General features: G+C 64.1%; 14 protein-coding genes and 1 tRNA gene. 4 read left to right on the top strand and 11 right to left on the bottom strand.

Features of this window, described 5'->3' with window-relative positions:
• Positions 1-2: 2 nt before the first annotated feature.
• From IT430_11785 to IT430_11775, 3 genes are read right to left on the bottom strand one after another with little or no spacing between them, the layout of a single operon-like run.
• On the bottom strand, positions 3-2,429 hold the full coding sequence (locus tag IT430_11785; protein MCC6908616.1) for an SBBP repeat-containing protein: 2,427 nt from the start codon (positions 2,427-2,429) through the stop codon (positions 3-5).
• Between the two features lie 14 nt (positions 2,430-2,443).
• Positions 2,444-4,900, bottom strand: coding sequence for an SBBP repeat-containing protein (locus tag IT430_11780; GenBank protein ID MCC6908615.1), 2,457 nt, complete (start codon positions 4,898-4,900; stop codon positions 2,444-2,446).
• A 40-nt stretch (positions 4,901-4,940) separates the two neighbouring features.
• On the bottom strand, positions 4,941-7,394 hold the full coding sequence (locus IT430_11775) for an SBBP repeat-containing protein (protein ID MCC6908614.1): 2,454 nt from the start codon (positions 7,392-7,394) through the stop codon (positions 4,941-4,943).
• A 166-nt stretch (positions 7,395-7,560) separates the two neighbouring features.
• On the opposite strand from IT430_11775, the gene IT430_11770 reads away from it, so the two are divergent.
• A tRNA-Val gene (locus tag IT430_11770) sits at positions 7,561-7,634 on the top strand.
• A gap of 48 nt (positions 7,635-7,682) precedes the next feature.
• On the opposite strand, the gene IT430_11765 is transcribed toward IT430_11770, so the two are convergent.
• The 7 genes from IT430_11765 to IT430_11735 form a co-directional block, all read right to left on the bottom strand.
• The gene (locus IT430_11765) at positions 7,683-8,306 is read right to left on the bottom strand and encodes a YeeE/YedE family protein (protein ID MCC6908613.1); all 624 of its coding nucleotides are present in this window, start codon (positions 8,304-8,306) and stop codon (positions 7,683-7,685) included.
• Positions 8,307-8,320: 14 nt separating this feature from the next.
• Positions 8,321-8,929 carry a YeeE/YedE family protein gene (locus IT430_11760; GenBank protein MCC6908612.1) on the bottom strand — a complete coding sequence of 203 codons (609 nt, stop codon included), beginning with the start codon at positions 8,927-8,929 and terminating at the stop codon, positions 8,321-8,323.
• Entirely contained in the window at positions 8,926-10,323 is a 1,398-nt protein-coding gene (locus IT430_11755; protein MCC6908611.1) for an MBL fold metallo-hydrolase, read from the bottom strand. The genes IT430_11760 and IT430_11755 overlap by 4 nt, the downstream gene beginning before the upstream one ends.
• Before the next feature lie 55 nt (positions 10,324-10,378).
• A complete protein-coding gene (locus tag IT430_11750) occupies positions 10,379-10,516 on the bottom strand; it encodes a hypothetical protein (protein MCC6908610.1) in 138 nt (45 codons plus the stop codon).
• Positions 10,517-10,573: 57 nt separating this feature from the next.
• A complete protein-coding gene (locus IT430_11745; GenBank protein MCC6908609.1) occupies positions 10,574-11,338 on the bottom strand; it encodes a heme-binding protein in 765 nt (254 codons plus the stop codon).
• 136 nt (positions 11,339-11,474) lie between these two features.
• Positions 11,475-11,696 (bottom strand): DUF378 domain-containing protein, encoded by a 222-nt coding sequence (locus IT430_11740; GenBank protein ID MCC6908608.1) that lies wholly within the window; start codon positions 11,694-11,696, stop codon positions 11,475-11,477.
• Positions 11,697-11,758: 62 nt separating this feature from the next.
• Entirely contained in the window at positions 11,759-12,658 is a 900-nt protein-coding gene (locus IT430_11735) for a fasciclin domain-containing protein (protein MCC6908607.1), read from the bottom strand.
• 30 nt (positions 12,659-12,688) lie between these two features.
• On the opposite strand from IT430_11735, the gene IT430_11730 reads away from it, so the two are divergent.
• From IT430_11730 to IT430_11720, 3 genes are all read left to right on the top strand, one after another.
• Positions 12,689-13,783, top strand: a complete 1,095-nt coding sequence (locus IT430_11730; GenBank protein MCC6908606.1) for a hypothetical protein — start codon at positions 12,689-12,691, stop codon at positions 13,781-13,783.
• Positions 13,784-14,161: 378 nt separating this feature from the next.
• Positions 14,162-15,349 carry a DUF255 domain-containing protein gene (locus tag IT430_11725; protein MCC6908605.1) on the top strand — a complete coding sequence of 396 codons (1,188 nt, stop codon included), beginning with the start codon at positions 14,162-14,164 and terminating at the stop codon, positions 15,347-15,349.
• A 134-nt stretch (positions 15,350-15,483) separates the two neighbouring features.
• Positions 15,484-15,822 carry a hypothetical protein gene (locus IT430_11720; GenBank protein MCC6908604.1) on the top strand — a complete coding sequence of 113 codons (339 nt, stop codon included), beginning with the start codon at positions 15,484-15,486 and terminating at the stop codon, positions 15,820-15,822.
• Between the two features lie 70 nt (positions 15,823-15,892).
• Here the strand turns inward: IT430_11720 and IT430_11715 are convergent, their stop codons facing one another.
• Complete coding sequence (locus tag IT430_11715; GenBank protein MCC6908603.1) at positions 15,893-18,133, bottom strand: PDZ domain-containing protein; 2,241 nt, start codon at positions 18,131-18,133, stop codon at positions 15,893-15,895.
• Between the last annotated feature and the right edge of the window lie 28 nt (positions 18,134-18,161).

Raw genomic sequence — 18,161 nt, 5'->3', positions numbered from 1 at the left:
ACCTACTCGATCCGCACGACGTTGCTCTTGTCGCAGGTTGTTCGCTCGAATAACTGCAGGTAGTTTCCGCAGAGCTGGGGCCCGGCCGTGCCCATGATGATGTTGGTCCCTTGGTGTCCCGATCTACCGAGGTAGACGATGTGACGGGAGTTTGCGCCGATGTTCAGTAACTGGCCGGCACAGGGGTACCCGTCCGGTATGCGAAAAATCACCGCATCGGCCGAGTGCACCAGCGCCACAGGAGCGCCCGCGGTGGCGTTGTGCCACGAAACCTCGATGGGGCCACCCAACGGACATGAGGACTCAACACCGAGCAGCGGTCCGGTTACACGGATCTTAAGCACGAACGCATCGTCATGGTCCGGATTGTGGATCGAATTGCCGCGTCCTTCAACGTCGTCGGAGATGGTGGTTCCGCCAACGATGGCCTGACCTTGCTGGTCCACTGCGATTGTGGTCGCGATGTCCCTGGCGTTGCCGCCCAGGAAGGCCATTGCCTGAGTCACGCCGAAGGGACTTAACTTCGTCACGAACGCATCTCGAACGCCGCCATGAATCGAGTTGTTTTGTCCCTCAAAGTCCCATGATCCAGTTTCACCGGCGACGTACAGATCGCCGTCGCCATCGATGGCCAACGCGCGGCCCATATCTACGCCGCTACCCCCGAGCATGGTTGACCAGAGGATCGACCCTGCACTGTTCACCTTCACCAGGAAGGCGTCGTAGGTTCCATGAGAACTGTTGTTTACATCTGGAAAGTCCGTTGAAGCCGTACCGCCAGTCACGAACGCATTACCCGTGCTGTCGAGCGCGATGGCCGTGTAGTGCTCGTAGTCGCTACCGCCGAGATAGGTCGCCCATTGCGCTTCGCCGAACGGATCGACTCTTGCGATGAACGCGTCGGGTGATCCCGGATGATACTCATTTGTCCGCAGTTCGAAGTCGTCTGATGACGTTTCACCCGCCAGCATGGTGTTGCCGCCGGAATCAACCACAATGCACTGACTCACGTCATTTGCGATGCCTCCGAGATAGGTGGCCCAGGCAATCGCTCCGCTCTCCCCCAGTCTGGCAACGAAAGCGTCCTCGCGTCCGTGCAGCTCGTTGTTCCGCCCATCAAAGTCGGCCGAGCTCGTGAGGCCGCTGACGAACGCGCCGCCGCCGCTATCGGTGGCGAGGGCATATCCGACATCGCGACCATTTCCTCCCAGGTAGCGCATGCCTTGAAGCGCTCCGGACGAACTGACACTGAGCAGAAACGCATCGCTTGTTCCGCCGCGCAGGGCGTTTCGGCGTCCCTGAAAGTCGCTCGACGAGGTTTCGCCTGTCACAAACACGCCGCCGCGGTGATTCGTCACCATGCCATAGCCCCGATCGACACCACTCCCTCCGAGATACGTCATCCAGCGCAGTTCGCCCGTTCCACTCAATTTCAATACGTACGCATCGGTGTTTCCCATCCATTCGTTGCGGGCGCCCTCAAAGTCATCTGACGGCGTTTCGCCCACCACGTAGATCCCCCCTTGAGCGTCAACAACCAGACCCCACCCTCGGTCATCACTGTCTCCGCCGAGATAGCGCATCCACCGCACCTTGGGGTCGATGACAAGTGCGTGCTTGGCATCGACCCTGCCCAGCAGCGCAACGCCGTACGTTTGATCATCGATCAATTCAAAGCGAGCAGGAATCATGGCGCGAGGTCCTGTGGACTGCCAAGCCACCGGCGCCGTATCACTCATCGCGCCCTTGGGTGTGCTGATGCGCAGATCGCCGGCGTCATCGATGCAGAGCGAATCGATGCCGTCGTAGTGGATGCGGATCTGGTTGTGGTCAGCGCCGGGGGCGCAGTGGAACTCGTACTTGAGGACGCCGTCGGCGCTGCCCATCACGTGCAGGTCGATGCCGTCGTAGAGGTTTTCGTAGATGACGGCGCCGAAGGATGGCACGTTGGCGGCTGTGTTGCGACCTTGCCCGCCGACGAAGTAGTTGAACTTCGCGCTCTGCGGCTGCGCGCCGATGGGCTGCACGTTGTTCGAGCCGGGGAAGGTGACGGTGAGGGTGAGCTGTTCCCACGCCGGGGCAGAGGCTTCGTCGCCCCGGGACTCGTGCGCGTCAAAGGAGGAGCTGTCGCCTCTCACGTCGTCGATCCGGGGCGGCGCGGAGCCTTTGCCCCGGCTTGCGCTTGCTTCATTGCCCACCTGCCGCGCGAGGTGCATTGTGAGCGATGATTCGCGGAAGGCGACATTGAGGCCGCGACTGCGCAGGCCGTAGATGACCTCGCGATCGCTCCATTGTCCTTCGTTGGGCACGAAGTACACGCCGCGAAGGCCGAGATTGATCGTTTCCGTCGAGGCTCGCGGCGGTTCGATACCCGCGAATGCGTGCGCGGCGACGGCGAGCAGCAGGAGGTGGCTGAAGAGATGTCGCATGGTGATCCTCTCGTCTATTCAATCCGCACGACGTTGCTGGTCGCGCAGGTGGTGAGGTCGAGGAGTTGGAAGTAGCCGCCGCAGGCGCTGGGGCCGGTCGAGGCGCCGACGCGGCGCGAGCCGTCGACGCCGGCGTCGCCCTGAAAGGCGATCTGAATCTGATTGACGCCTAAGCCGAGTGTCGTGCCGGCGCAGGGATATTGCGACGGGATGACGAACGCACCCATGTCGCGCGCAAAGAGCAGTGCGACCGTGCCGCGCGGCGAAGCGTCGGCCCAGGTGACGCTGATTGATCCACCGCTGGGGCATGTCGCGAGAACGGCCAGGTGCGGATCATCGCGATCGAGGCGGACTCTGGTGAGCGTGGCGTCGAGGCCGCCGTAGTGATTGTTGAGACGGCCGACAAAGTCACTCGATGTCGAACGACCTCCGACCATGACATGGTCCTCGCCGTCCATAACGATGCCAAACTCAAAGTCGAGGTTGCTGCCGCCAAGGTACATCATCCATGCGAGGTCGCCCCAGGGATCGACTCGCAGGAGGTATCCATCGTTGGTGCCGCCGGCAGGCGGGTTGATGGCGCCTTCAAAGTCGGGCGAGTCGGAGTGTCCGGTGACGAGCGCGTGGCCGCGCGGGTCGAGGACGACGTTGCGCGCGCCGTCTTCGCCGGTTCCGCCGAAGTAGGACATCCACTGCAGCAAGCCGGCGGCGTTGATCTTGAGCACGGCGACGCAGGATGGGCCGCCCTGGTACTCGTTGCCGCGCCCGGCGAAGTCCGTGGAAGCGGATCGGCCGGCGACAACGACGTCGCCGCGTTGATCGACGGCGAGCGACCAAGATTCGTCATCAGCGGTGCCGCCGCAATAGGTCATCCAGACGAGCGTGCCGGTCGGCTTGTACTTGAGGACGAATGAATCGCAGTTGCCATGGTGGGTGTTGTTGCGCCCGGTGAAATCGGGCGACCACGTGTAGCCACAGAGGAAGACGTCGTTGGCCGCGTCGATCCCCATGGTGTAGCCGAGGTCGGCGTCGCTGCCGCCAAAGTAACTCACCCACTGCACCTGCCCGGCGAGATCGACCTTGAGGACGAAGGCGTCCCATTCGCCGCCGTGGTAGTCGTTAATGCGGCCAATGAAATCGGTGGAAGATGTTTCGCCGGTGATCATCGCGGCGCCCTGGCCGGTGAGGGTGACGACGCGGCCGCGATCGTCGCCCGTGCCGCCGAAGTACTTCATCCATTGCAGTTGGCCGGCGGAGTCGAGTTCGAGCATGTAGGTGTCGTAATCGCCGCCGATATAGGAATTGACGCGGCCGGCAAAGTCGAGAGACGATGTAAGACCGGAAACGAAGATGCGACCCTGCGGATCGACGGTGATGCCGCGGCCGCGATCGTCGCCGCTGCCGCCGAGGTAGGTCATCCAGAGGAGTTCGCCGGTCGGGCTGACCTTGAGCGCCGTGGAATCCCAGTCGCCGCCGGAGTTGGAATTCATGCGGCCGTCGAAGTCGGTCGAGGCGGAGTTGCCGGAGACGAGCGAATTGCCCTGCGGATCGATGACGACCTGCAGCGCGACGTCGGCGTCGCTGCCGCCGAGGTAGATCATCCACTCGATTTCGGGATCGATGATGAGCGGCTGCGCGGGATCGACCTCATCGCGCACTTCAAACGCATAGGTCCGGGCGTCGATTTGTGTGAATCCGGTGGCGAGCGGTTCGGCCGGGGAAGTCTGCCATGCAACGGGAGCGGCGTCGCGCATCGATCCCATGGCTGTTTCGATGCGCAGATCGCCGGCATCGTCGATGGCGAGCATCTCGATGCCGTCGTAGTGGATGCGGATCTGCGCGTAATCGGCGCCAGGCGCGCAGTGGAACTCGTATTTCAGTCCGCCTGCCTTGCCTCCAGTGACATGCAGGTCGATGCCGTCGTAGAGGTTGTCGTAGAAGATCGCGCCGAAGGATGGCACATCGGTGGCCACGCTGCGGCCTTGCCCGCCGACGAAGTAGTTGAACTTCGCATTCTGCGGCTGCGCGCCGATGGGCTGCACGGGATTGCTGCCGGGGAAGGTGACGGTGAGCGTGAGTTGCTCCCAAGCCGGGGCAGAGTCTTCGTCGCCCCGGGTTTGGTGCGCGTCAAAGGTGGAACTGTCGCCTCTCACGTCGTCGATCCGGGGCGGCGCGGGGCCTTTGCCCCGGCTTGCGTTCGCTTCATTGCCCACCTGGCGCGCGAGGTGCATTGTGATCGCGGAATTGCGGAACGCGAGATCCAGCCCGGGCGCCTGCAGGCCGTAGTGGATTGACGCGTCGCTCCATTGCCCTGCGTTTGAAACGAAGTGCGGGCGGCGGAGGCCGAACATGGCGATCTCGGTGGCGTTGTCGGCGGTCGTCTCGACTGGAGCAGCGAGGGCGAAACCGGGCGCGCCAAGTGCGAACCCGAGCACCAGTAAGGTGATGGCATTGAGTGGTCGGCTGTGCATGAACCACTTCCTTTCTGCGGTGTGGCGCCGCATGTGGGTGTCAGTTCAGTTGGGCGACGTTGCTCGTGGCGCAGCTGTCCAGATCGAGCAACTGGAGATAGCCGCCGCACGCTTCGGGACCGGTATTGGCGTCGAGTGTGCGCGAACCATCGGGTCCGGCGCCGCCGCGCCAGGCGAGTCGAATGCGACTGGCGCCGAGGCCGAGTTCGGTTCCGGCGCACGGATTGCCCTGCGGCACGCGGAAGGCGCCGGTTTCGGCGGCGAAGATGAGCGCGACCTGCTGACCGGGCGTGGCGTCGATCCAGGAGATGTGAATCGGGCCACCCGACGGGCAGGTCGCATCGACGGTCAGAATCGGGTGGCGCTCGAGTCGAATGGCGGCGACGAACGAGTCGCGCACGAGTTCGCCGTGGAACGCGTTCTTTCGCGCCTCGAGATCGGGCGACGTGGTGATGCCGCCGAGTACGAGGTGCGTGGAGTCGAAGAGGACGAGGCCGCGTCCCCAGTCGTCGCCGCTTCCGCCGACGTACATCATCCAGTCGAGCGTTCCCTGGGGGGTGACGCGGGTGATCCACGCGTCGTACTCGCCGCCGTGGTGGGCGTTGATGGCGCCGGAGTAGTCGAGCGAGGTGGTGCCGCCGGTCATGTAGATGCCGCCTTCGCGATCAAGCACGATGCCGCGGCCGCGCTCGCGTCCGGTTCCGCCGACATGCAGGGCCCACCGGAAAGCGCCCTGCGGGCTGAGTTTGATGGTGAGCGCATCGCGTTCGCCGCCATAGTAGGGATTGCTGGCGCCTTCGAAGTCATCGGACTCGGTCATCGCCGAGACGAAGAGCGAGCCGTCTTCGCCGGCGACGAGCGCGTAGCCGGTGTCGTTGTTCGTACCGCCGAGGTACGTCATCCACTCGGTCTGGCCGGTGCGGCTGGCGCGGATGACATAGACGTCGAGCCCCGGGTGACTGGTGTTGTTGCGGCCTGGGAAGTCGCTCGATGCGGTCAGCCCCGTGAGCAGCAGATGATCGTCGTGATCCAGGGCCACGCCGAGGCCGCCGTCGCGATCGCTTCCGCCGAAGTAGAGCATGCGCGTGAGCGATCCCAGCGGCGCGACCTCGACGAGGAAGGCATCGGACTCGCCGCCATGGAACGAGTTATCGCGGCCATCGAACGCAGTCGAATTGGTCTCGCCGGTGATGAGGACGTTGCCGAGCGCGTCGACGGCGACGCCGTCGGCCTGCTCATCGCCCGCCCCGCCGAGGTACCGCATCCACTGAAGCACGCCGTCTGGACTCACTTTGAAGACGAACGCGTCGTAGAAACCGAACGGCTCGTTGATGCGGCCGGCGAAGTCGGTCGAATTGGTGACGCCGACGGCGAGGATGTTGCCGGTCGGATCGGTCGCGATGCCGTAGCCGAACTCGGCTCCGGTTCCACCGATGTACGTCATCCACTCCAGATCGCCGCCTGAATTCACCTTGGTGATGTAGGTATCCCAGTTGCCGCCGAGGTACGTATTGTCGGCTCCTTCGAAGTCAGTCGAGTTCGTCCATCCAGTCTGGTAGGCGTTGCCCTGCGCATCGACCGCGAGGCCTTGCGAGTAATCGGTGCCGACGCCGCCCAGGTAGATTGACCATTCGATCTGCGGATCGATGATGAGCGGCCGGTGCGGGTCGACTCTGCCGCCGACGGCGATGTGATAGGAGTGATTGTCGAGCAACGCGAAGTGCGCGGGGAGCTCGGTGCGAGCGCCCGCGGAGCTCTGCCAGACGATCGGCGCATCATCACGAAGGGTTCCCATGTCGGTTTCGATGACCAGGTTGCCTGAGTCATCGATGCACAGCGACTCGATGCCGTCGTAGTGGATGCGAATTTGTCCGTAGTCAGCGCCGGGGGCACAGTGGAACTCGTACTTGAGCACGCCGTCGTCGCTGCCCATCACGTGGAGGTCAACGCCGTCGTAGAGGTTTTCGTAGATGACGGCGCCAAAGGATGGCACGTTGGCGGCCGTGTTGCGACCTTGCCCGCCGACGAAGTAGTTGAACTTTGCACTCTGCGGCTGCGCGCCGATGGGCTGCACGTTGTTCGAGCCGGGGAAGGTGATGGTGAGGGTGAGCTGTTCCCACGCCGGGGCAGAGTCTTCGTCGCCCCGGATTTCGTGCGCGTCAGAGGTGGAGCTGTCGCCTCTCACGTCGTCGATCCGGGGCGGCGCGGAGCCTTTGCCCCGGCTTGTGGGCGCAGATTCGCCTACTTGCCGCGCGAGGTGCATTGTGAGCGCTGATTCGCGGAAGGCGACATCCAGGCCTCTGCTGCGCAGACCGTAGAGAACATCGCTGTCACTCCACTGGCCGTGGTTGGGCACGAAGTAGACGCCGCGAAGGTTGAGGCTGGCGGTTTGTGCGGCGCCATGACCATCGGCGCCGTTGGCTGAAAGCACAGCGAGGAAACCGAGCGCAATGATCGCCGTTACGAACCGCCCCACGGTCGTTTGTGCCTTCATGATGTGCTCCCCGGCTTGAGGGTCGTGGCTGTCTTTCCCCCAGTGTACCGGAAGCTAGCCCGAAATTGGGCAGGGAATCGACCCCTTTGCAAAGATTAAGTTGGGGCGATGGTCAATTGCGGCCGGTTGACCGTGGCGGGCTGCGGGCCAATACTCTTGTCTGGCCGGGCGTATAGCTCAGTTGGCTAGAGCGCCTGCTCGACACGCAGGAGGTCACTGGTTCAAGTCCAGTTACGCCCACTTTCGCAGCCCCTTGCATTTGCAGGGGGTTGCGGTGTTTTTGGGTTGTCAGTCGAGAATCTCGACGACGATGAGGGCGGCGACGAGGAGCGCGGCGCAGGCGGCCGTGGCGAGCCATTCGGGCCAGCGCGTCACATCGGTCAGGCGAATCTCGCCGAGGCGGCCGCGATCGAAGACGGCCAGCGGCGCGGTATGCGAGGTGAGGGCGTAGAGGTAGGAGCCGCAGAGCATGCCGGCGATGCCGGTGATGGCGTCGAGGTTACCCTGGCCGACGGCGGCGGCGTCGGTGCCGGGGCAATAGGCCAGCGTGCCGAAGCCCACGCCAAAGAGCAGCCCGCCGGCGATGTTGCGGCCGAGCACGGTCGGCTTAATGTGCAGGTTGATGCGGCCGAAGCGCCTCAGCAGCAGTACACCGATCATGCCGACGACGATGGCCGACGCCATGACCTTCACAACGGTAAAGTCCTCAAGCAGCAGCGCGCCGATGAGGATGTCGAACTTCGCCACGCCGCCTTTCTGAAGCAGGAAGCCGAACGCCAGCCCGGCGAGCGCCGCGAGCAGCAGCGTGCGCGGCGGGTCGATCCACGGCGCGGCGGCGCCGTCTCGCGGTGATCGCGATACATCGGCGCTTTGCTCGGGCGCGGTGGTCGAGGATTGCTCGGGCTGTTTCACGATTCAAATCCCGGTCACAGGCGGTAGATGAGCATGGCGGTGATCGCGCCGCCGATGAAAAAGCAGATGAGCGCGACCCACGAACTGACGGCGAGTTGGAGCGTGCCGCTGATGCCATGGCCGCTGGTGCATCCGCCGGCGAGGCGAGCCCCGTAGGCCATGATGATGCCGCCGGCGAATGCGGCGATGGTGCGCCACGCGTGGCTTTCCTGGCCGAAGCGGGCGATCCAGAGATCCTGCAGGTATCTGCCGTTGAGTTCGCCGCCTGTCCACGCGGCCAGAAGAGCACCGAGCACCGTCGCGATCACCAGCACGAGCGTCCAGCTGACTTTCGGCGGTTCATCTTTGTAATACGGCAGGCTCAGCGTCCAGCGGGGCGCAACGGCGCGGCTGAGCAGGCCGGGCGCATCGGCATACGCGCTCGAAGCGCCGATGGGCCGGTTTGCGAGCGCCAGACCCAGCAGCGCGAGCACGCCGATGAGCGCGCCGGCCAGGTAAGGTGACCACGCGCCGGTGGGATATGGATAGTCGCGCGGCAGATCGTGCACGACGGCGGCGGCCGCCGGCGCGGCGGTGAGGCCGACGGCGCTGAGCGCGATGAGCAGCGGCCCGGCGCGCTTCACTTGGCCACCTCGAATCCCGCGTTGCGCCACGCCTGCCAGCTGCCGGGCACGTTGCGCACATCGGCGAAGCCGCGCGCCTGGAGCAGGCTGGCGGCGATGCTGGCGCGGTAGCCGCTGTCGCAGTAGACGGTCAGGGGTTCGTCGCGATCCACATCGCTCAGTTCGCCGTCGTCGCGCAGGTCGGCGGCGTAGTGGTGCACGGCGCCGGGGATGTGCCCCTGCTCCCACTCGTCGGGCGCGCGAGCGTCGAGCACCTGCGTTTCATCGAGCTGCTCATGCAACTGGTGCACGCGCACCTGAGGCAGGGCGCGCAGCGGGTAGCCGGCGTTCTCCCACGCCTTCATGCCGCTGGCCAGCGAGCCGGCAAAGCGCGTGAAGCCGGTGTGCACAAAGCGCCAGAGGATGGCGTCGAGATCGTCTTCGTGTTCGACGACGAGGAGGATGGGCTTGTCGGCGTCGAGCATCTGGCCGGCCCAGACGGACAGTTCCGGCCGGCTGCCGATGTTGAGCGCGCCGTCGATGTGCCCGCCGCCGAACGCGAGCATCTGGCGCGTGTCCACGAGTTGCGCCTCGCCGCGCTCGATCTCCTCTTTGAACTGCTCGGGCGGCAGCGCGGCAATGGCGGGCGGGCGCTCGAGGATCGGCGGGCCCTTGGAATTCAGCTTCTTGAGCCGGCGATAGTGGTGCGGCTCGGGCGGGGCGCTCTGCTTGACGAACTGCGTGAACTCCTCCTCGTTTTCGTACTGCAGGAATTCGTTGCTGCGCCGCTCGTAGCCGATGGTGCTCATGGGGCGGTCGCCGATGTCGGCCCCGCACGCCGAACCGGCGCCGTGGCAGGGCAGGATGATCACGCCGTCATCCATTTCGAGATAGATGTCGCGCAGGGTGTGCAAGAGCTGGCCGGCGAGTTGGTCGGTTTGCTGCCCGCCCATGAGATCGGGCCGGCCGGCGGAGCCGACGAAGAGCGAATCGCCGGTGAACACGGCCCACGGATCGTGCGGTCGGTCCTTGGAGGCGACAAGATACGCCATGTGCTCGGGCGTGTGGCCGGGCGTGTGCAGCGCGGTGAGGCACACGGCGCCGAATTCGAACGCGTCACCATCGCGCACGCTGCGCACGTCAAAGCCATACTTCGCGCCGCCTTCGACGCTGGCGCAGAGTTTGGCCCTGCCGAGGCGCTGGGCCAGCGAGCGGGCGCCGGACATGAAGTCGGCGTGGATGTGGGTTTCGAAGATGTGGGTGATGCCGACGCCAAAGCGGCGAGCCAGGTCGATGTACACCTGCGCGTCGGGCTGCGGGTCGATCACGGCGGCGGTCTGCGCATCATCGTCGCCGATGAGATAGGAAATCTGCGCAATGCCATCGGTTTTGATGCGCTGGAACACGAGGGGCATGCGCAATGATTGCAGCGCCGCTTTTCGCTCATATTAAACGGTGGTGAAAATGCGCTCATCCCACGAGGAGCGTTCCATGGGGATGAATCCAATTGGTCGGAAGGAGCGCCAGTTCCAGAGCCCATCGGCGGACATAGGTTCCCTCGGGATCGAATTCCCGGCCTTGAAGTACATCATGGCGGTACCAGAGGATGAACGTGTGTTCGGGCTCGTGGTGTTTCGAGGGGAGCCAGTCCGGGGTCGGGTCGGGTCACTGAGGGCGGACGGGGATCTGCACTTCCAACCACTTGCGATCACCGCGCGCTTCGGGTCCGTTGTAGAACAGGGCGCGCGGCGGTCCGGCGACGGACCACTCGGTTTGACTGTCGAGCCATTGGTGCAATTGCGCGAGTCCGTCGTTGATGCGGTGCATCTTGTAGTCTCCGCGCATACCCAGCGCGATGACGGTCACTGGTGCGACATCCTCGATGAGCACGCGATCATCCTGCGGATCGACGCCGTCGGGCGCCAGGCCCGCTGAGCGGTATAGGAAGGACATCGTCCACGAATCGGGCCGGTCGCCGTCCTGATAGTCCAGACCGTGGTAGTCCATCTCAACGGGGGAGGTCATGGCGATCTCACGGCGCTTGATGTGATTGAACAGCGGGAAGAAGGCAAAGTTCATTCCCCAGTCGGGGCTCATGTTGCCGGTGATTCCGGCTCGGCGGACCAGTGGGTAACGCTTGAGGTCTATCGCGTCCGGCGGCGTCGGAGCGGGGTAGCCCACCGGCAAGGGCGTAGTGATCCTGCATTGCTCCCACGTGTACTGGCCATTGTCGAAACTGACGCTCGCCTCCAGATCCCCGCCGACGCGCCGAACGGTCCACTGGTCGGGTGAGCTCTGGGGCGCTTCGCCAAGCACGGCGGGTTGTGCCTGAGGCTGGGGTTGGCGCAGGCTGCACGCGGGGACGATGACCAACATCAGACCAAGGAAAGCGAAGGCCAGGAGCAGTGAGAGCAGGAAGGTGAGCTTCATTTTGATTTTCCTTCAATGCGCAATTGACGACATGTTCCAGTTGATTGTGATCGCTTTGAAATGGTGCGCGGGTCGTTTCCGACCCGGCACACCGTTGGGGCTGTGCGCCCCCTCCCCCCCCCCCCGCGCGACTCGATCAGGCCGTGGCTGGCTGGACGTGCCAGCGGGCCTGGATGGCCTTGACCGATGCGGCCTGGTAGATCGCTGAGATTCCGACCAGCAGGTAGACCAGGCGGGCGAGCATCGAGCCTTCTCCGAAGAGCATGGCGACAAGGTTGAAGTCTGCAGCGCCCACGAGGCCCCAGTTCAGCCCGCCGACGACGAGCAGCACGGCTGCGGTGACATCCAGGAGTTTCATTATCTTTTCCTTTCTCAAGTTACCGGTGGATGAAAGATCACCGGTGTTGGTGTGTTGCAGAATTACCTGGGGAGAATGACCGTGTCGATGACGTGGATTACGCCGTTGCTGGCGGCCACGTCAGTCTTGACGACTCGTGCATTGTCGATCATGACGGTCTTGCCGGCCTTGATGCGCACGTTCTGACCTTGCACGGTCTCGGCGGTTTCGAGTTTGACAATGTCCTTGGCGAGCACCTTGCGGGGCACGACGTGGTAGGTGAGAATCGCCGCGAGTTTCTCCTTGTCCTTCAGAAGCGCTTCGAGCGTTTCTTTCGGAAGTTTGGCAAAGGCGTCGTCGCTGGGCGCAAAGACGGTAAAGGGTCCCTCGCCGCGCAACGTGTCGGCCAGACCGGCCGCCTCGATCGCCTTGAGCAGCGTGTTGAATGAACCGGCGGATCGGGCGACTTCGAGAATGTCGTTGTCGGGCATGATGACGGTGTCGATCACGTGGATGACGCCGTTACTCGTGTGAATGTCGGTCTTGATGACGTTTGCATTGTCAACCATGACGCCGCCGGTCGTGTCGATCTTGATGAACTGCCCGTGGATGGTCTTTGCACTTTTAAGATTCACGACGTCGGCGGCCATGACTTGCCCGGGCACGACGTGATAGGTCAGGATCGAGGCGAGTTTGTTCGTGTCCTCAAGAAGTGCTTCCAGAGTGCCCTTGGGCAGTTTCGCAAAGGCGGCATCAGTTGGGGCGAAGACGGTGAACGGCCCCTGGCCGCTGAGTGTTTCGACGAGGCCCGCGGCCTTGACGGCCGTGACCAGTGTGTTGAAGTCGCCGGCCGCGATGGCGGTCTCGACAATGTTGCTCTGAGCGGCATGGGACGCCGTGGTCGAACATGGGGTTTGAGCCAGGGACGGTGCGACCAGTGCCGTGGTCAGAGAGAGGGTTGAAAAGGCGGCGATGAACTTCATGGTGATGCTCCTTGGTGTTGGGCGGGCATTGTGCCTGCCGGGTCCGGTTGGCGAATCAAACGTTTGCAGATCTCTGTGGATGACCGATTTATCGTCCAAATCGTCCATTCCGTTCATCATAGCCAAGATTCTGCGGCTGTCAAGGTTGAAGTGAACGAAAATTCGTTCTATTCTTGCGAAACGTTCAAGGAGCCGCCCATGCGACCGCTGATTTCACCAAGGGAACTGGCCCAAGCCATTGGAGTGAGCGAATCGTCGCTCAAGCGCTGGGCTGACGACGGCAAGATCGAGGTTTCCCGGACCGCGGGGGGTCATCGTCGAATTGCCATGGGCGAGGCGATCCGATTCGTCCGGTCTATCCGGGCTCCGCTGCTTCACCCCGAGATCCTGGGGCTGACCGACCTGAGCGAGGGCGCCCAGCGTGCGGTCTCAGCCGAGTCGGATGGCCAGGCGCTTTTCGAATTGCTCCAGGAGGGCCGGGCTCGGGAGGCTCGTGGATTAATCCTGACGTGGTATCTGTCCGGGCAAAGCGTGGTGGAGATCGCCGATGGCCCGGTACGAGAGGCGATGGAACGACTCGGCGCGCTGTGGCGACATGACGCGGCGGGCGTGTACATCGAACATCGAGCCACGGACATCTGCATTCAGGCGGTGCAGCAGTTGCGCCAGTTTGCCGAGCGCGACGAATCGAGTGCGGTGGCAATCGGCGGCGCGCCACCCGGCGATCCTTACCTGATGCCGTCCATCCTCGCGGCCGCGGCACTCGCTGATTTGGGCTGGCAGGCGGTCAATCTCGGACCCGACACGCCGTTCGAGTCATTCCTGAGGGCGGCGCAGGAACAACAACCGCGCCTCATATGGATGAGCATCAGTTCGGTGCGCGATCTGCGCGAGACGAATCGGGGTGTGAAGAACCTGGCGGCGCAGCTCGGCGCGATGGGGATTGCATTCGTGATCGGAGGCCAGGCGGCCAGGCTCGTGGACCTGCCCGACGACCCGAACCTGTCGCGCGGCGACACGTTGCGTGAACTTGTCGCCATTGCCGACAATCTCAAGCAGACCTCACCCGCACTCACCCGCGCCGCCGGTGAGGCATCGGAGCTGCACCGGCCAGAGGCATCCTGAGCGTAAGTCGGACCCATAGATTGCGGGCGTCGATGATCGTGTTGAAGGCGCAAACAAGTGCGGCCATCGCTTCCTCGTGGTTCGAGGCCATGAGCTGATGGGGCACCAAGGCGCCTGTCATCAGGAATCTTGCCTCCCGACCTGGTTAATTCGAGTCGCGATGCCGGCACCAGCAGCGGCTGATCGGGCCTGTCGGCGATCCGTTTCGCTTTGTGTCCGACTATTGCGATGCGGTTCGCGTTCTGGAAGATGGATGCACGGTTTCAGCGGGGAGGCGCGGCGGGCAGTCAGCCGGCTGGGGCACCAATTCAGCCGTCCGGGCGGAGTCGCGGCCGACTACGATCCGTCAACTCGATAACTCAGCCTCGGGAGCGAACCATGATCACCCGAACGCGATTGGTCGTGACCATCCAGACCGTTCTGCTCGTGTTGTGTTGCGCGTTGCCTTCACCGGCTCAGGAGGCGCCGGGCGCTGAGGGGATTCGCTGGTGCGCGAGTCTGGATGAAGCGAGAGAGCTGTCGGAGCAGGATGGCAAGCCCGTCATCGCGTTCTTCACCTTCAACACCTGCGCGTGGTGCCACAAACTCGAGGCGGACACGTTCACCGATGCGTCGGTCATCGAGTTGAGCGAACGGTTTCACTGGGTGACGATCAACCGCGACGAGACGCCCGAGATCTGCGAGTACTTCAACGTGAGCGCTTACCCATCGCTCATCACGATCGGGCAGAACAAGGAGAAGGTGCACCGCTTCTCGGGTTACTGCCTGCCGGATGAATTCAAGCCCAAGCTGCTCGATGCGCTGCGCCGCTACGACCTCTACAAGGCGGGCCAGGAGTGGGATGAGCCCGAGCCGCGGCCCGCGCGCATCACGGACGACGCCGGCGTGACGATCGAGATGTTCGAAGCGCCCGGCGAAGAGGTGCCGGCGGGAGTTGCCTTTATCGGCGATTCGATGTGGATCGCGCAGATGGGCTCGCTCCATGAGTGCGATCTGCAGGGCCACGTGAAGCGCACGCTGCCGCTGGATGGTTCGGTGCTGGACATCTGCACCGACGGTGAGCATCTCTACGCCATGACCAGCGGCTGGACTGCGGGGCACCCGATCTACGTCATCGACCCCGCCAGCGGCGAGACGATTCGCTCGATTATCACCGAGGCGAACAAGGCGAACCAGAGTTACGGCGCCAAGGGCGTGGAGTTCATCGACGGCAACCTGTGGGTGCTCGAAGGCATGAACGGGCTCCTGCACTGCCTCGACCCGGCGACGGGCGACATCACGCGGACCATTCAGACGCCCGAACGCTGGCTCACGGGCCTGGCGTGGGATGGGACGCACTTCATCTGCGGCAGCAAGGATCGTGTGCTGTTTTTCGATGGCGCCGGCACGCGCGTGAAGTCGATCGCGGTGAATTACCCGCTGCGCAGCGTCGGCTGGCGCGATGGCCAACTGCTGCTCATGGAGCAGCCGGTGTTTGATTACAACACCAGACATGAGCGCATCCGCCTCTGGCCGAGGGAGACGCTGGTGTATCGGCTGCGGCTGGGCGATCGGCCGCCGGGCTGAGCCTTTGACCGCAGCGCTTCCGCGCTTTCGTGCGTCCAACGCTTTCAGCACGAAGTCACAAAGGCGCGAAGACACGAAGCGGATGGAGAGGACGCGATCTTAAAGACGCTCAGCGGCGAGCCAAAGGAGAATCCGTGAAATACAAGACGCTCTTCCGGCTTGCGTTGAAGTGGCTGGGCGTGTGGCTGGTCATTTCCAGTACGGGCCGACTGGCCGAAGCGGTTATGCAGATTCTTGCCTTGCCGGACTCGATCGAGTACGTACTCATCGGCGCGCCGAGTCTGCTTTTCACATTCGTCGTCGGCCTGTACCTCTTCTTCGGCGGCGCGTGGATCGCCAATCTGGCCATTCCGAGCAATCGGCGCTACTGCCCGGAGTGCGCGTATGAACTGCGCGGCCTGCGCGGGCTCAACTGCCCGGAATGCGGCACGCAGATCATCGGGCGAAGCCTCACGGAGTCGGAGGAGCAGTAGCGCTCTCGCGTCTTTGTGCTGGACGGTTACGCCGCCGAAAGCACGCCCCGCGACGTCCCGAGTTTATGCCTCAGCCACCCATTTCGTCGGCGGCGTCCTCCATTGTCTCGCCCTCCATCGCCTCGGCGTCGTCATCGACGATCGGCTCGTCGAGCGTGATCTTGACCAGCCGCGAGCGCGTCATGCGGAGCATCGACAGCCGCAGCTCGCTCTGGCCGGCGATGGCCTGGCGGAACTCTTCGCGCGAATGCACCGGCACGTCGTTGACGGCGGTGATGATTTCATACGGCTTGACGCCGCCCACCGACGCCTTGCCGCCCGGCTCGACGCGCGCGACGATCACGCCCGGCTCGCCATCGGCCTTCTGGAAATACTTGCGCACGTCGAAAGTCATCGTGCGGACCGTCAGGCCCAGCGGATCGGACTTGTACTGCGGCGCCGCGGCGTAGTAGAGCGGCGACTGCGTGACGCTCATCTCCGCCGTATTCACCTGCCCGTCGCGCGCGTATTCGAGGCGGATCGGCGTGCCAAAGCCGACCGCGGTCAGCTTCTTGTTGAATGCGTTGTTCACCTTGGGCCACGGCGTGGGGATCATCTCGAAGTACTCTTCGGGCACTTCGTCAAGCTGCTGCCACGGGAACGCCGAACCAAACTCATCTTCCTCGGAGACTTCGACATCCAGCGGCGCGGGCAGGCTGTCGGCGGAAATCCGCAGCAGCACGTCGCTCGTCTCGATGCCGGCCAGCGCAGCAGGCGAGTCGGGATAGACAAACGTCACCAGCCCGCCCACGGCCCCGTCGTGGCTCACTTCCGACACGCCCAGTTGCCGGGCCAGTTCGCTGTCGAGGCTCTGCATGATCACGCCGAGCCAGGCGATGCGATTTTCCTCTTCCTCGCTGAGCGGGGTGTTGTTCGGATCGGCGTTGGCGTCGATGTCTTTCAGCGCTTCGCTCAGCTGGCTCGCGGCGGTGAGAATCGGCGAAGGATCGCTCCAGCGCTCCTCGGCGCCGGGGCGGTCGCGCTTGATGATGGGCAGCGCGACGAGCCGGCCCGAGGCGTCGAAGATAAACCGGCCCTCATCGTCGCCCGGCACCACCGGGTACAGCTGGCGGCGCCAGCCCACGTCGAATCGCTCGATGCGTTCGTGGCTGTAATACGCGATGCGATCGGCGCCCTGCAGGAAGACCTTGGCGCCGATGAGCAGCTGATTGCGATACGAGCGGATGTCGGCATCGGCCCACTCGGGCGCGGCGGGCATCGGCTCGTCAAGCGTGGCGACCAGGGCGCCGTAGTCGCGCAGGCTGGCGCGGAAGGTGGCGCTGACGCCGTCGTCGCTGCCGACGGGGAAGATGGTGATGTGCTCGAGACGCGCGGTGACATCAGCCTTGAGCGAGGAGAGGATGACGGCGGTGTTGGCGTCGAGCAGGACGCAGAGGGTTTCGATCTCGGTGGCGTCGCTGCTTTCCGAGTCGCCGTAGCCGTAGTAGTCCCAGGGCGATTCTGATTCGTCGGCGCGCGGGCTGCGCAGATCAAGCCGGGCCCGCAGGACGCCGCCGTCGGCAGCGCGCTGCGCCTGGGCGAGGAGCATGTCGTATTGCGCCGCGTCGATCCACTCCCACTTCTCAGGCGACTGCTGCCACGCTTCGCCCGCGGGCAATTCGCCGCTGAGGCTCATGGCTACGGGCGCACCCTGCTCGGTGACGATCAGCCCCGGCTCGCTCATGGGTCGAAAGGCCACGCCATCTTCCGTGACGTTGACCGAGCCCAGCGAGAGGCCGTTGATGGTGGTCGTCCACGCACCGTTGAGCAGCGAGTAGTTCACCACGCTCAGGCCCTTTTCATCGCCGGCCGAGATGAACTGCAGGGGTTTGCCTGCCTTGAGCGGGCGATCGAGTTGGAGGATCATCGCGTGCTCCGTGCGCGCGTAGGCCACGGGCTGGGCCCCCACTGACTCGCCGCCAAGCACGACCTGCGTCTTCTCGATGAAGCGCGGGTGCATGAAGAGATCGCCGGTGAGCACGCGATCCGAGGCGATGAGATAGCCGGCGGCCTCGAGCGGGCGCTCCTGGGTGACGGCATCGTCGCCGGTCTGGCTGTGGTAAGCGCCGCAGCTGGGGCAGCGCTCGGTCACGCCGCCCGCGGGCGCCTGCCCTTTGTCGTAGCGCAGCGTGTATTCGACGCGAACGAGCGATCCCTGCAGGCGCTGGGCGATCTCGGCCGGATCTTCGCTCGCAGCGCTGCACGCGGCGCGGCTCAGCGCCGGGGCGGTCATCGACACGAGCACGATGAGAATGAGGTGTAGTGAGCGCATGTTTCGCAGCCTCCGAGTGAGTAAACGG

This window comes from Phycisphaerales bacterium (assembly GCA_020852515.1).
GTDB lineage: Bacteria > Planctomycetota > Phycisphaerae > Phycisphaerales > UBA5793 > UBA5793.
This window is presented reverse-complemented; position numbering and strand designations above follow the sequence as displayed.

What these genes read in the sequence shown, in the direction of transcription:
- IT430_11785 (MCC6908616.1), bottom strand. Translation starts at nt 2,429, where the DNA reads ATGCGACATCTCTTCAGCCACCTCCTGCTGCTCGCCGTCGCCGCGCAC.
- IT430_11780 (MCC6908615.1), bottom strand. Translation starts at nt 4,900, where the DNA reads ATGCACAGCCGACCACTCAATGCCATCACCTTACTGGTGCTCGGGTTC.
- IT430_11775 (MCC6908614.1), bottom strand. Translation starts at nt 7,394, where the DNA reads ATGAAGGCACAAACGACCGTGGGGCGGTTCGTAACGGCGATCATTGCG.
- IT430_11725 (MCC6908605.1), top strand. Translation starts at nt 14,162, where the DNA reads ATGATCACCCGAACGCGATTGGTCGTGACCATCCAGACCGTTCTGCTC.
- IT430_11735 (MCC6908607.1), bottom strand. Translation starts at nt 12,658, where the DNA reads ATGAAGTTCATCGCCGCCTTTTCAACCCTCTCTCTGACCACGGCACTG.
- IT430_11740 (MCC6908608.1), bottom strand. Translation starts at nt 11,696, where the DNA reads ATGAAACTCCTGGATGTCACCGCAGCCGTGCTGCTCGTCGTCGGCGGG.
- IT430_11715 (MCC6908603.1), bottom strand. Translation starts at nt 18,133, where the DNA reads ATGCGCTCACTACACCTCATTCTCATCGTGCTCGTGTCGATGACCGCC.
- IT430_11755 (MCC6908611.1), bottom strand. Translation starts at nt 10,323, where the DNA reads ATGCCCCTCGTGTTCCAGCGCATCAAAACCGATGGCATTGCGCAGATT.
- IT430_11745 (MCC6908609.1), bottom strand. Translation starts at nt 11,338, where the DNA reads ATGAAGCTCACCTTCCTGCTCTCACTGCTCCTGGCCTTCGCTTTCCTT.